The organism is Paraburkholderia sp. DHOC27 (assembly GCF_003429005.1).
In the GTDB taxonomy this organism is placed as follows: Bacteria; Pseudomonadota; Gammaproteobacteria; order Burkholderiales; family Burkholderiaceae; genus Paraburkholderia.
This window is the reverse complement of record NZ_QVQV01000007.1, coordinates 354254-367750: the sequence shown is the minus strand read 5'-3', so window position 1 is coordinate 367750 and position 13497 is coordinate 354254. Positions and strand designations below refer to the sequence as shown.

12 protein-coding genes are annotated in these 13497 nt (G+C 64.1%); 4 read left to right on the top strand and 8 right to left on the bottom strand.

Annotation, left to right across the window (positions count from 1 at the left end; translation table 11 throughout):
* The first annotated feature begins 41 nt into the window (after positions 1 to 41).
* The 3 genes from alr (at position 42) to D0B32_RS23190 (ending at position 3038) form a co-directional block, all read left to right on the top strand.
* On the top strand, positions 42 to 1112 hold the full coding sequence (alr, locus tag D0B32_RS23200; RefSeq protein ID WP_117336628.1) for an alanine racemase: 1071 nt from the start codon (positions 42 to 44) through the stop codon (positions 1110 to 1112).
* A gap of 135 nt (positions 1113 to 1247) precedes the next feature.
* Positions 1248 to 2624, top strand: coding sequence for a DNA repair protein RadA (gene radA, locus D0B32_RS23195; RefSeq protein WP_117336807.1), 1377 nt, complete (start codon positions 1248 to 1250; stop codon positions 2622 to 2624).
* A 150-nt stretch (positions 2625 to 2774) separates the two neighbouring features.
* Entirely contained in the window at positions 2775 to 3038 is a 264-nt protein-coding gene (locus D0B32_RS23190) for a DUF2866 domain-containing protein (RefSeq protein WP_117336627.1), read from the top strand.
* Positions 3039 to 3157: 119 nt separating this feature from the next.
* Here the strand turns inward: D0B32_RS23190 and D0B32_RS23185 are convergent, their stop codons facing one another.
* Together D0B32_RS23185 and abc-f are read right to left on the bottom strand one after the other, a co-directional pair.
* The gene (locus D0B32_RS23185) at positions 3158 to 4213 is read right to left on the bottom strand and encodes a CaiB/BaiF CoA-transferase family protein (protein ID WP_117336626.1); all 1056 of its coding nucleotides are present in this window, start codon (positions 4211 to 4213) and stop codon (positions 3158 to 3160) included.
* Between the two features lie 133 nt (positions 4214 to 4346).
* On the bottom strand, positions 4347 to 6296 hold the full coding sequence (gene abc-f / locus D0B32_RS23180; protein WP_117336625.1) for a ribosomal protection-like ABC-F family protein: 1950 nt from the start codon (positions 6294 to 6296) through the stop codon (positions 4347 to 4349).
* Positions 6297 to 6504: 208 nt separating this feature from the next.
* On the opposite strand from abc-f, the gene D0B32_RS23175 reads away from it, so the two are divergent.
* Entirely contained in the window at positions 6505 to 6984 is a 480-nt protein-coding gene (locus D0B32_RS23175; RefSeq protein ID WP_117336624.1) for a glutathione peroxidase, read from the top strand.
* A 3-nt stretch (positions 6985 to 6987) separates the two neighbouring features.
* On the opposite strand, the gene cls is transcribed toward D0B32_RS23175, so the two are convergent.
* The 6 genes from cls to dapC all read right to left on the bottom strand — a co-directional run bounded on the left by cls (position 6988) and on the right by dapC (position 13245).
* A complete protein-coding gene (gene cls, locus D0B32_RS23170; protein ID WP_117336623.1) occupies positions 6988 to 8472 on the bottom strand; it encodes a cardiolipin synthase in 1485 nt (494 codons plus the stop codon).
* A 124-nt stretch (positions 8473 to 8596) separates the two neighbouring features.
* Entirely contained in the window at positions 8597 to 9481 is an 885-nt protein-coding gene (gene prmB / locus D0B32_RS23165) for a 50S ribosomal protein L3 N(5)-glutamine methyltransferase (protein WP_117336622.1), read from the bottom strand.
* Positions 9482 to 9508: 27 nt separating this feature from the next.
* A complete protein-coding gene (gene dapE, locus D0B32_RS23160) occupies positions 9509 to 10648 on the bottom strand; it encodes a succinyl-diaminopimelate desuccinylase (RefSeq protein WP_117336806.1) in 1140 nt (379 codons plus the stop codon).
* Between the two features lie 118 nt (positions 10649 to 10766).
* A complete protein-coding gene (locus tag D0B32_RS23155) occupies positions 10767 to 11132 on the bottom strand; it encodes an ArsC family reductase (RefSeq protein ID WP_117336621.1) in 366 nt (121 codons plus the stop codon).
* Positions 11132 to 11959: a 2,3,4,5-tetrahydropyridine-2,6-dicarboxylate N-succinyltransferase gene (gene dapD / locus D0B32_RS23150; RefSeq protein WP_117336620.1), complete on the bottom strand. Its 828-nt coding sequence runs from the start codon at positions 11957 to 11959 to the stop codon at positions 11132 to 11134. Before dapD ends, D0B32_RS23155 begins: the two co-directional genes overlap by 1 nt.
* Positions 11960 to 12015: 56 nt before the next feature.
* Entirely contained in the window at positions 12016 to 13245 is a 1230-nt protein-coding gene (gene dapC / locus D0B32_RS23145; protein ID WP_117336805.1) for a succinyldiaminopimelate transaminase, read from the bottom strand.
* Positions 13246 to 13497: the final 252 nt, after the last annotated feature.

Sequence of the window (13497 nt, the reverse complement as noted above, 5' to 3'; positions counted from 1 at the left end):
TGTAAGCTCCTGATTCACAAGCGTCTTTACGAAAATCTCCCATGCCGCGCCCCCTTTCAGCCACGATTCACACTGCCGCACTCGCCAATAACCTCGCTGTCGTCCGCCGTTACGCCCCCCATTCGAAGATCTGGGCTGTCGTCAAGGCCAACGCCTACGGACATGGGCTCGCGCGCGCCTTTCCGGGACTGCGCGCAACGGACGGCTTTGGATTGCTCGACCTGGAAGAAGCCGTGAAGTTGCGTGAATTGGGCTGGGCGGGGCCAATTTTGTTGCTGGAAGGCTTTTTCCGGCCTACGGATATCGACGTGATCGACCGCTACAGCCTTAGCACGGCGCTGCATTCGGATGAACAGTTGCGCATGCTGGAAATGGCGCGCCTGTCCAAACCCGTCAATATCCAGTTGAAAATGAACAGCGGCATGAACCGGCTCGGCTACACGCCGGAACGTTTTCGCGCAGCATGGGAGCGCGCGCGGGCGTGTCAGGGCGTGGGTCAGATCACGCTGATGACGCACTTCTCGGATGCCGACACTGAGCGCGGCGTCGCGTATCAGATGGAAGCGTTCGAGCGCGGCGCGCAGGGCATTGCCGGTGCGCGCAGCCTCGCCAATTCGGCAGCCACGCTGTGGCATCCGGACTCGCATTTCGACTGGGTGCGCCCGGGCATCATTCTGTATGGCGCGTCGCCTTCGGGCGTCCATCAGGCCATCGAAGGCACCGGCTTGCAGCCGGCCATGACGCTCGCCTCCGAACTGATCGCGGTGCAGTCGGTCGCGAAGGGGCAAACGGTCGGCTATGGCTCGATCTTCACAGCGCAGACACCCATGCGCATCGGCGTCGTGGCATGTGGCTATGCGGACGGTTATCCGCGCGTTGCGCCGGAAGGCACGCCAGTGATGGTCGACGGCGTACGTACGCGGGTCATCGGGCGTGTCTCGATGGACATGTTGACCGTCGATCTCACGCCATGCCCCACCGCCAACGTGGGCTCGCGCGTCGAACTGTGGGGCCATGCGCTGCCTATCGACGATGTGGCAAAGGCCTGTGGCACGATCGGCTACGAGCTGATGTGCGCGGTGGCGCCCCGCGTGCCGGTGCGCGCGGAATAAGCCGCGGCGCACTGCATTGCGCACGGCGTGACCGGCGCGCTGCGGGGCGATTCGATCTTCGACCTGATCGAATCGCCTCGAGCAGACTTCTCTCATTCAACTAACCCGATCAGCAAAGCAGGCAGGCAAGGGCGCGTGGCTAAACAGAAAACGATGTACACCTGCACCGAGTGCGGGGGGCAGTCACCCAAGTGGCAAGGACAGTGTCCGGCATGCAACGCGTGGAACACGCTGGTGGAGACGGTGGCCGAGTCGCCCTCCGCGCACCGCTTCCAGTCGCTCGCCAAGAGCGCGCCCGTGCAACGTCTCGCGGATATCGAAGCGTCCGACGTGCCGCGCTTCTCCACCGGCGTGAGCGAATTCGACCGGGTGCTCGGCGGCGGTCTCGTGCCGGGTGGCGTGGTGCTGATTGGCGGCGATCCGGGTATCGGCAAATCGACGCTGTTGCTGCAGTCGCTTGCCGAGATCGCCCATGACCGGCGCGCGCTATACATCAGCGGCGAGGAATCGGCGGCGCAGATTGCCTTGCGCGCCCAGCGGCTCTCGCTGCTCGACCCCGGTTCGAAGGCGAGCGAGCTGAGACTGCTCGCGGAAATCCAGCTCGAAAAGATTCAGGCGACCATCGAAAGCGAGCGGCCCGACGTCGCCGTGATCGACTCCATCCAGACGGTGTATTCAGAGGCATTGACTTCGGCGCCGGGTTCGGTCGCCCAGGTACGCGAGTGCGCGGCGCAACTCACGCGTATTGCCAAGCAGTCCGGCACGGCGATCATCATGGTTGGCCACGTCACCAAGGAAGGCAATCTCGCCGGCCCGCGCGTGCTCGAACACATCGTGGATACCGTGCTGTATTTCGAGGGCGACACGCACTCGTCGTTCCGCCTGGTGCGCGCCTTCAAGAACCGCTTTGGCGCGGTCAACGAGTTGGGCGTGTTCGCGATGACCGAGCGCGGACTGCGCGGCGTGGCCAATCCATCGGCGCTGTTTCTGTCGCAGCATGAGCAGATCGTGCCGGGCTCGTGCGTACTGGTGACGCAGGAAGGCTCGCGGCCTTTGCTCGTGGAAGTGCAGGCCCTGGTGGATGCGGCCAATGTGCCCAATCCACGGCGGCTCGCGGTGGGACTGGAGCAGAACCGCCTCGCCATGTTGCTGGCGGTGTTGCATCGTCACGCCGGCATTGCCTGCTTCGATCAGGACGTGTTCCTGAACGCGGTGGGCGGCGTCAAGATCACCGAGCCTGCGGCCGACCTGGCCGTGCTGCTGGCGATTCACTCGTCGATGCGCAACAAGCCGCTGCCGAAGGGCTTGATCGTGTTCGGCGAAATCGGGCTGGCCGGTGAAATCCGTCCTTCGCCGCGCGGCCAGGACCGGCTGAAGGAAGCGGCCAAGCTGGGCTTTTCGATCGCGCTGATTCCGAAGGCGAATGCGCCGAAGCAGCCCATCGAAGGCTTACAGGTCATTGCGGTGGATCGGCTCGAACAGGCCATCGACAAAATTAAAACGCTCGAATAGGCGCCGCTCTGCGCGCCGCGGGCCGTCTGCAAGGGGCTTTGGGCGCGTAATGTGCCGTAAATAACTCGCTAGCGGCTGTAACCTTCGCGGGGCGCGTTTTCCCTAAGCTTGGCGAAAATGCTATCGCCTTCAGGCGGAAAGGATCGCGCCTTGAAACAGTCCCATGAAACCGTGACCGAGCGCCAGCTACAGGTGCGCGGCTGTCGCGTCTCCGAACCCATCCGCCAGCCTTGGGGCGGGGCCTGCCGGATCGTCGAGTGGATCGACACGACCGGTCAGATTTCACGGCGCGTGGTCGCTGAAAACGTTACCGCCGACGAAGTGCGTGCCACCATCAACCGTCACGTGGAAGGCCGCAAGCACATGCTGTATGACGACGAGCGTGCGCCGCGTCAGACCTTGCCGCGCCGCTGAGGCCGCGAAGGGCGCACGGCGATAACGACGCTAAAGGTGCTAACGGCGCTAACGGCGTAACCGGAGCGTTATGGACGCCCGCAACGCCCGCCAGGAGCGAGTGACAGAGTGACGCCCTCTCAGCCAAGCGGCCCGTTGCCGGTGTCCAGTTCGTCGGCAACGCTCGAATACGCATCCGGGTTGAAGAGCGGATGCTGGGCCGCCTCGGCCGCCGTCAGCACCGGCGACACACAGCAATCCAGCGGCTCGAGCAGGCTCACCCACTCGGCGAGCGGCCGGCTCGCGATCACGGCGGCCAGTTCCTTCGTCAGAGCCACCGCGTCCGGGCCGCCGATCGCCTGCCCCACGCTCCAGTGCCGGAAGGCCCATTCGGGCCGGTCCAGCGCATGGCACAGCGTCTCCCAGAACTTGAGTTCGAGTGCGCCGACGGCAAGCCATCGGCCGTCCTGCGTGCGGTAGAGGTTGTAGCAGGGCACACCGCCATTCAGCAGTCCGCCGCCGACGGGTGGAGTCACGCCGTCGTTGGCCAGCGAAACCTGGGCGACGAAGTTGTTGGCGTGGGTCGCATGCGTCATCGAGATATCGACGAAACGCCCGTTGCCGCCACGCGCGACGTGCCACAGCGCAGCCAGAATCTGCGCGACCGCGTTCGCGGCGCCGCCCAGCACGTCGGCAATCTGGAAATTCGGCAGGATCGGTGCGCCATCGCGGCTTGCCAGTTGATCCAGCACGCCGGCGTAGCCGATGTAGTTCAGATCGTGACCGGCCTGGCCGGCAAACGGCCCCGTCGCACCAAAGCCGCTGATCGCGCAATATACGAGCTTCGGGTTGAGCACGCGCAACATCTCGTAGCCGATGCCGAGTCGTTCCATTACACCGGGCCGAAAGCTCTCGATCAGCACGTCCGCTTCGCTCGCCAGCGCGCGCAGCACGTTGCGTCCCGCTTCGGATTTGAGGTCGAGCCGGGTCTCGCGCTTGCCGCGGTTGACCAGCCGGTAGAACGCGCCGGGGCGTCCGGCGACGCGGTCACTGGAGGCCTGCAGCATGGTGCGGGTAGGGTCGCCGGCGCCGGGCGCTTCGATCTTCAGCACGTCTGCGCCCATTTCCGCGAGGCGCAGAGCCGCGACCGGCCCCGGCAGCAACCGCGTCAGATCGAGTACGCGCAGGCCTTGCAAAGCAGCGGGAGACGACAAGGTCAACCTCTCTCAGGAATAAGGCCGGATCAGGCCGACGCCTTGCGCCGCGGCGGTGCAGGGCGTCCGGCTTCGAACGTGTTTCGCCATCCTACCCAAACCAGGCTGCGTGCCGCTAGCCGATTTGTTCCAGTTCCTCATGCGCGCCGAGCCAGTCGGCCTCGAGCGCTTCGAGACGCGCGTTCACTTCGCCTTGGCGGCGGATCGCTTCGGTCAGGCGGGTTTTCTGCGCGGCGTCATAACTGGCCGGGTCGGCAACGAACGCGTCGAGAGTGGCTTTCTCGACATTGAGCGCATCCATTTCCTTTTCGATCTTGTTGATCCGGCTCTGCAGGGGCTTCTTGAGGTGAGCCAGCTTCTGGCGCGCCTCGGCATCCTGACGACGCTGTTCCTTGCGATTGGCGACGCTATCCGCGCCGTTATCCTGTGTCGTACCGCTGACACTGCCCGCATTACCTGCCTTCAGCGCGGCGCGTTGCTCGGCGGCGTGTTGCAGGAGCCAGTCGCGGTAGTCGTCCAGATCGCCGTCGAACGGTTGCAGGCGATGTTTGGCGACGAGCATGAACTGGTCGGTCGTCGCGCGCAGCAGATGACGGTCGTGCGAGACGAGAATCAGCGTGCCCTCGAACTGCGCGAGCGCCATCGTCAGTGCGTGACGGGTTTCCAGATCCAGGTGGTTGGTCGGTTCGTCGAGCAGCAGCAGATTCGGCTTTTGCCAGATCACCAGCGCCAGCGCGAGCCGCGCTTTTTCGCCGCCGGAGAAGGGCGCGATGGCCGCGGTGGCCATGTCGCCGGAGAAGTTGAAGCCGCCGAGGAAATCGCGCAGTTCCTGTTCTCGCGTATCGGGCGCGAGCCGCGCCAGATGTTGCAGCGCCGAGTCGTCCGGGCGCAGCGTTTCGAGCTGATGCTGGGCGAAATAGCCGATTCGCAGTCCCTTGCCTTCACGGACGTCGCCGCCCAGCGGCTCGAGCGTGCCGGCCAGCGTCTTGATGAGCGTGGACTTGCCCTGGCCGTTCGCGCCGAGCAGACCAATACGCTGACCGTTCTGGATGGAGAGCGTGACGCGTTCGACAATCGGAATCTCGCCGTCTTCGGTGCGATACCCGCAGCGCACGTCCTCCATCACCATCATCGGATTCGGCGCGGAATCGGGCGTGCGGAACTCGAACGTGAAGGGCGACGCGGCATGCGCCGGCGCGATCAGCTCCATCTTTTCGAGCGCCTTGACCCGGCTTTGTGCCTGGCGTGCCTTGGTAGCCTGCGCCTTGAAGCGGTTGATGTAGCTCTGCAGATGTTCGACCGTGCGCTGCTGTTTCTCGTACGCGCTTTGTTGCAGCGCGATCTGCTGCGCACGCAGGATTTCGAACTGCGAATAGTTACCGCCGTAGCGCTTGATCTGCTGTTGTTCCAGATGCAGCGTGACGTTGCACACCGAGTCGAGGAACTCGCGGTCGTGCGAGATCACGATCAGCGTGCCGGGATAACGATGCAGCCAGTCTTCGAGCCAGACGATGGCGTCGAGGTCCAGGTGATTGGTCGGCTCGTCGAGCAGCAGCAGGTCCGAGCGGCACATCAGCGCCTGCGCGAGGTTAAGGCGCATGCGCCAGCCGCCGGAGAAGCTCGCCACCGGCAGACGCGTTTGTTCAAGCGTGAAGCCGAGGCCGAGCAGCAGCGCTTCGGCGCGCGCGGGGGCGGTGTAGCCGTCGGCGTCCGCAAAGGCGGCGTGCGCTTCGCCTTCGGCCGCGCCGTCATGAGCCGCCGATGCCGCCGCGATGCGCGCTTCGATGGCACGCAGGGCGGCGTCGCCGTCGAGCGTGTAGGCGAGCGCGGTCTTGTCGACGGCGGGGGTTTCCTGCGCCACGTGGGCGATCTGCCACGACGGCGGCATGGCGAAGTCGCCGCCATCCGCATGCAGTTCGCCGAGCAGCACGGCAAACAGGGTCGACTTGCCCGCGCCATTCGCGCCAACCAGGCCGGCTTTCTCGCCGGGGTTGAGCGTAAAGGTGGTTTGTTCGAAGAGCGGTTTGGTGCCGCGCGCGAGACTGAACTGGTTGAAGCGGATCACAGGAAGGCCGGCTGGAGAAAAACGCTATTTTAGACTGGGCGGGCGTGTGATGGCCGTCACGCTGCGGACCCTGGCCATTTGGCCGACTGTCCACGCGCCGCTTTTCGCTTAGACTGTCGCCGTTCGTCGCGGGCTTGCACGCGTCTTGCGCGCGTTTTGCAGGACTCTAAAACACATAACTTCTGTTGACCTTGGGGAAGGAGAACACATGACATCCATCTATTCGTTTTCGGCACGCACACTGGGCGGCGAAGAAGTCAGCCTGGAACGCTACAAGGGCAAGGTTCTGCTGATCGTCAACACAGCGAGCGAATGCGGTTTTACGCCGCAATACGCCGGGCTGCAAAAGCTGTATGACACGTACGCGGCGCGTGGTCTCGAGATTCTCGGCTTTCCCTGCAATCAGTTCGGCAAGCAGGAACCGGGTGACGCGGCGCAGATCGGCAGCTTCTGCGAGAAGAACTACGGTGTGACCTTCCCGATGTTCGACAAGATCGACGTGAACGGCGCCAACGCGCATCCGCTGTATCGCTACCTGACGGGCGAGGCGCCTGGCCTGCTCGGCCTCGAAGGCATCAAGTGGAATTTCACCAAGTTTCTGGTGGGGCGCGACGGAGTGGTGGTCAAGCGCTTTGCGCCGCTGACCAAGCCGGAGGCGATCACGGACGAAGTCGAGGCCTTGCTGTAAGCGCTACAGAATCGGTGCGAACAGCCGGGCCACGTGCATGGCCACGCGTCGGACGGCCGAGGCATGGCGGTACTCGTTGCGGTCAATCTCGAAGGCTTCGGCGAAATCGCGCTGCAGCATCGCTTCGACTTCGAGGGCGAAGTCGCGGTCCACGGTCAGCACCATGATTTCGAAGTTCAGCCGGAACGAGCGGTTGTCGAGATTGGCGCTGCCAATCGCGGCCGCGACCGTGTCGATCAGCACCACCTTCTGATGCAGGAAGCCGGGCCGGTAGCGGAAGATCCGCACGCCGGCGCGGATGCAGTCGTAGGCATAGAGCTTCGAAGCTTCGAACACGACGCGATGATCGCGCCGGCTCGGAATCAGGATGCGCACGTCGACCCCGCGCATGGCGGCAAGCCGCAGCGCGGAAAACACCGCTTCGTCGGGCACCAGATACGGCGTGGTGATCCAGATGCGTTCGCGCGCTGCGTTGATCGCTTCGACGAAAAACAGCGAACAGGTTTCCTGTTTGTCAGCGGGACCGCTCGGCACGACGAGGCAATGCATGCCGTCGCCGGATATCCCTGAGGATGACCCTTCAGTCGCCAGTCCTTCAGACGAAGGCCCCTGAAGTGAGGGCACGTCCAGCGGCGGCAGTTGTTGCGTAGCCCAGAACCAGTCCTCGACGAACACGAACTGGATGCTGGCGACCACCGGCCCACGCAGTTCGATGTGCGTGTCGCGCCACGGCGACAGGGGCGGCTTGGCGCCGAGATACTCCACGCCAACGTTGTGTCCGCCGACGAACGCGCGCTCGCCGTCCACCGAAACGATCTTGCGGTGATTGCGGAAGTTGAGCTGGAAGCGGTTGACGAAGCGCCGGTTGGTGGCGAACGGATGCACCTCGACGCCACCCGCGCGCAGCGTGGCCACGTAACGGTGCGGTAAATCGAAGCTGCCGATGCTGTCGTAGAGGAAGTAGACGCGCACGCCTTGCGCGGCTTTCTTCAGCAGCAGGTCTTTCAGCATTTCGCCGAGCGAATCGTCGCGCACGATGAAGAACTGCACGATCACGTAGCTGCGTGCCTGTTCGATGGCTTCGAAGATGGCGGCGAAGGTCGCTTCGCCGTTCACCAGCGTGCGTACCGCATTGCCCGGCAGGAACGGCATGCCGCCCAGTTGCGTCAGCGAACGGACCAGGCCTTGCCCGAGTTCATCAGTGGGCTGGCCGCCGGAGGAAGCGTGAGCGTCCCATTCGCGCGGATGCGCCAGCGTACGCAACGATTCGTTTTCGATGCGGCGAGCGTCGGCGTAACCCTGGAATTTGCTGCGGCCGAGAAACAGATACGGCACCAGCGTCAGATACGGCATGGCGACCAGCGAGACGGCCCATGCTACGGCGCCCTGTGAGGTACGCGTATTGAGAATGGCGTGGCATGCCGCGATCACGCCGAGGATATGCGCGAGCGCGACGAGCGGTGCGACGTGGACGAAATCGAATGGCATAGGCACGCGAAAGGTTGTCGAAGTGCTCGCCTGCCCGCTGGAGCGGGGCAGGGCGGAGCCGATCGCGCCCATCTTACCGAACCCGACCCCGTTGCGGTCGGGTTCCTCATCGGTTCAACGCATGTCAGCTGGGCAGATCGGCGGCCTGGATCAGGAATACGTTGTCGTCGCCGGCGCTGGTGGAGAGCCACACGAGATCGAGGCCACCGAACGCCGCTTCCACGTTCGCCCGTTCGTTGCCGATCTCGACCACCAGCACGCCATCTTCGGTCAGCCAGTTGCGCGCCTCGGAGAGAATGCGCCGCACGATGTCCATGCCGTCAGCGCCGCCCGCCAGCGCCATCTCCGGTTCATGCTTGTATTCGGCAGGCAGCGAGGCCATCGAATCCGCGTTGACGTACGGCGGATTGGTGATGATGACGTCGTAGCGGCGCTCGGCCAGCGGCGCGAACAGGTCGCCTTCGAACAGCGCGATGCGGTCGTCGAGCTTGTACTCGTCGACGTTGAGCGTCGCCACTTCGAGCGCGGCCTTGGACAGATCGACCGCGTCGATATCGGCGTTCGGGAAGGCATGCGCGGCGAGCACCGCGAGGCAGCCCGAGCCGGTGCACAGTTCCAGCACGGCGCCCACCTGTTCGGGGTCCTCCACATACGGTTGCAGGCCGTCCTGCAGCAGTTCGCCAATGAACGAACGCGGCACGATCACCCGTTCGTCGACATGGAAGCGGAAGCCATGCATCCACGCTTCCTGTGTGATGTAGGCCGCCGGCACGCGTTCGCTCGCGCGGCGCTCGATCACGTTGATGACGGCGTCGATTTCCGCGGCGGTGAGGCGCGCGTCGAGAAACGGTTCGAGCAGGTCGAGCGGCAGATGCAGCGAGTGCAGCACGAGGTAGGCCGCTTCGTCATAAGCATTGGCGGAGCCGTGGCCGAACGAGAGTTCGGCCTGGTTGAAACGCGTCACTGCAAAACGCAGCAGGTCGCGGACGGTGGCAAACGGGAGCGTCATCGCGGGATGTCCTTGGTCAGGCCTGGATCAGGCAATCAGTTGTTCGAGCACGCGGCGGTACACGTTCTTGAGCGGCTCGATATGGGCCACTTCGATATGCTCGTCGATCTTGTGGATGCTGGCGTTCAGCGGGCCGAACTCGACCACCTGTTCGCAGATGCGCGCAATGAAGCGGCCGTCCGAGGTGCCGCCGGTGGTCGACAGTTCGGTGGTCACGCCGGTTTCGTCCTTGATGGCCCGTTCCAGCGCATTCGACAGATCGCCGCGCGGTGTGAGAAACGGCAGACCGCTCACCGACCACTTCAGGTCGTATTCGAGGCCATGCTTGTCGAGAATCGCGTGCACGCGGCTTTGCAGGCCTTCCACGGTGCTGGCGGTGGAGAAGCGGAAGTTGAACATCACGTCTGCGTGGCCGGGAATCACGTTGCTCGCGCCGGTGCCGCTGTGGATATTCGATACCTGCCAGGTGGTGGCCGGGAAATATTCGTTGCCTTCGTCCCAGCGCTCGGCGACCAGTTCCGCCAGCGCGGGCGCCAGCAGATGCACCGGGTTCTTCGCCAGATGCGGATAGGCGATATGCCCCTGCACGCCCTTGACGGTCAGCTTGCCGGACATCGAGCCGCGCCGGCCGTTTTTCACCATGTCGCCAAACTGCACGCTCGAGGTGGGTTCGCCCACGATGCAGTAGTCGAGCCGCTCGCCACGCGCCTGCAGCGCTTCGACGACCTTCACGGTGCCGTCGGTGGCCGGGCCTTCTTCGTCGCTCGTGATAAGGAACGCAATCGAGCCGCGATGCGCCGGATGCGCCGCGACGAATTCCTCGCTCGCCACCACGAAGCCGGCAATCGACGTTTTCATGTCGGCGGCGCCGCGGCCATACAGCAGGCCGTCGCGATGAGTGGGCTCGAACGGCGGCGAGCGCCATTGTTCGAGCGGACCGGTGGGCACCACGTCGGTATGACCGGCGAACACCAGCAGCTTGCCGCGCGTGCCGTCGACGCCGCGCTTGACGGCCCACAGGTTGGTCACGCCGTGCGATTCGATGGTCTCGCATTCGAAGCCGAGCGCGGCGAGGCGTTCGATCAGCAGGCGTTGGCAATGCTGGTCGTCGGGCGTGACGGAAGCGCGCGCGATCAGTTGTTCGGTAAGAGCGAGGGTGCCGGACATGGGTTCAGTACAAGCCACGTTGAAATGAAAAAATGCCGGCTGCAGGTAAATCACCGCAGCCGGCAACAGCTTTTGCTACAGACGGCGCCAGCGGTGTCGAGCCGGCGCGCACTGGCGTTCAGCCAAACAGCGTTTCGTATTCTTCCACGGAAAAGCCGAGCGTCTTCACGCGGCCGTTGACGACCACCACTGGCCGCTTGATGACCGAAGGCTTGTGGATCATCAAGGCGATCGCGCCGGATTGCGTGTCGGCGGCGGCCTTCATGTCGTCCGACAGAGCGCGCCACGTGGTGCCGCGCCGGTTCAGCAGCGCTTCGAGCTTGACGTCTTTCAGCCAGTCCTGCACCAGCGGCTCGGTCACGCCGGCCTTCTTGAAGTCGTGAAACTCGAACTCGACGCCGTGTTCTTCCAGCCACACGCGGGCCTTCTTCACGGTGTCGCAGTTCGGGATACCGTAGACGACGGTTTTGTTGGCGCGGGCCATCAGTCGCCTCGCAGCAGCTCGTTGAGACCGACCTTGGCGCGCGTTTTCGCGTCGACCTTCTTGACGATCACGGCGCAGTAGAGACTATGCGAACCATCTTTCGACGGCAGGTTGCCCGCCACCACCACCGAGCCGGCCGGAATGCGGCCGTACGTCACTTCGCCGGTTTCGCGATCGTAGATCTTGGTGCTCTGGCCGAGGTACACGCCCATCGAAATCACCGAGTTCTCTTCGACGATCACGCCTTCCACCACTTCCGAGCGCGCGCCGATGAAGCAGTTGTCTTCGATGATGACCGGGTTGGCCTGCAGCGGCTCCAGCACGCCGCCGATGCCCACGCCGCCCGACAGGTGCACGTTCTTGCCGATCTGCGCGCACGAACCGACAGTGGCCCACGTGTCGACCATCGTGCCTTCGTCCACGTAAGCGCCGATGTTGGTGTACGACGGCATCAGCACGACGTTCTTCGCGATGAACGAGCCGCGGCGCGCGATGGCGGGCGGCACCACGCGGAAGCCGCCGGCCGCGAAGTCTTCAGCGGTGTAGTTGGCGAACTTCGACGGCACCTTGTCGAAGAACTGGGTGTAGCCGCCAGCGGCCAGCGGCGCGTTGTCTTCCAGGCGGAACGACAGCAGCACAGCTTTCTTCAGCCATTGATTGACGACCCATTCGCCGTTCGTCTTCTGGGCAACCCGCAGTGCACCCTTGTCGAGTTGCTCGAGGGCGTGTGCAACCGCTTCACGCACGTCGGCGGGCGCGGCTTTGGGTGACAGTTCCGCGCGGTTTTCCCAGGCGTTATCAATGATCTGCTGAAGTTGTTGCGACATAGTTAGCTTGGCTTGGAGAATGAAGGCTGAGGAAGAAGGCTGCGAGCGGCAGGCGCTTAGCGCGCCAGCGCATGGCAAAAGTCGACGATTCGCTGGGCGCCCTGGGTGCACTCGTCGACATCGGCAACGAGCGCAATGCGTACGAAATTGCGGCCGGGGTTCGTGCCGTGCGCCGTGCGCGCGAGATACGAGCCCGGCATGAGCGTCACATTATAGTCGGCGTAGAGGCGCTGGGCGAACTCGGTATCCGAGAGGCCGGTGCGCGAAACGTCCGCCCACAGATAGAACGCCGCGTCGGGCAGGCGTACGTCGAGCACCTCGGCGAGCATGGGCGTGACAGTGGCGAACTTCTGCACGTATTTCGCGCGGTTCTCGCGCACGTGCGCTTCGTCGCTCCAGGCGGCGACGCTGGCCATCTGGTAGACGGTGGAGAGGGCCGCGCCGTGGTAGGTGCGATACAGCAGGAATTGCTTGAGGATGTCGGCATCCCCGGTGACGAAGCCCGAGCGCATGCCAGGCACGTTCGAGCGCTTCGACAGGCTCGACAGCATCACGAGGCGCTCGAAGCCACGGCCGAGTTTGTGGGCCGCTTCGAGGCCGCCCAGCGGCGGCTGTGCTTCGTCGAAATAGATCTCCGAATAGCACTCGTCCGAGGCGATCACGAAACCGTACTTGTCCGACAGCGCGAACAGTTCGCGCCAGTCGTCGAGCGTCATCACGGCGCCGGTCGGATTGCCCGGCGTGCAGACGTACACCAGTTGCGTGCGCGCCCAGATGTCAGCGGGTACTGCCGAGTAATCGCAGGCGAAATTGCGTGCCGGATCGCTGTTGACGAAATAGGGCTGCGCGCCGGCAAGCAGCGCCGCGCCTTCGTAAATCTGGTAGAAAGGATTGGGCGAGAGTACGATCGCGGGCTCACCCGTTTCATTCCCTGCGGCGTTCCGTTTCGGGTCGATCACGGTCTGCGCGAGCGCGAACAGCGCCTCGCGCGAACCGGCTACCGGCAGAACCTGAGTGGCGGGATCGACGGGCGGCAGGTTGTAGCGTTTCGTCACCCAGCTGGCGATCGCCTCGCGCAATGCCGGGGTACCGAGCGTGGCCGGATACGACGCCAGCCCGCCAAGCGATGCGATCACTGCGTCGCGGATCAGCGCCGGCGTGGGATGTTTCGGCTCGCCGATGCCGAAGCTGATATGCGGCAGATGGGCAGGAGGCGTCGCGTCCTTGAAAAGCAGACGCAGCTTTTCAAACGGATAGGGCTGGAGGGAGTCGAGTAGCGGGTTCACTTGGCAGATCGAGCCTGATGGAAGACGGCGGAAGCAGGTGATGACGGTACGGGCGCCGCCGGTCATGGGCGGGCGACTGGCCATCAACGGCTATCGGTCGTATAAACGGCGGACCAAGGATTATAACGTGGCGTCGCAGGCCGCGGGCAGGGCTGGAAACGAGGAGACAAGATGCAGTGGGTAGTGAAAGTGGCAGGCACGATGCCTCGCGCGGTAGCGTGTGCGGTTGCAGACTTAGATTCAGACGCAGAC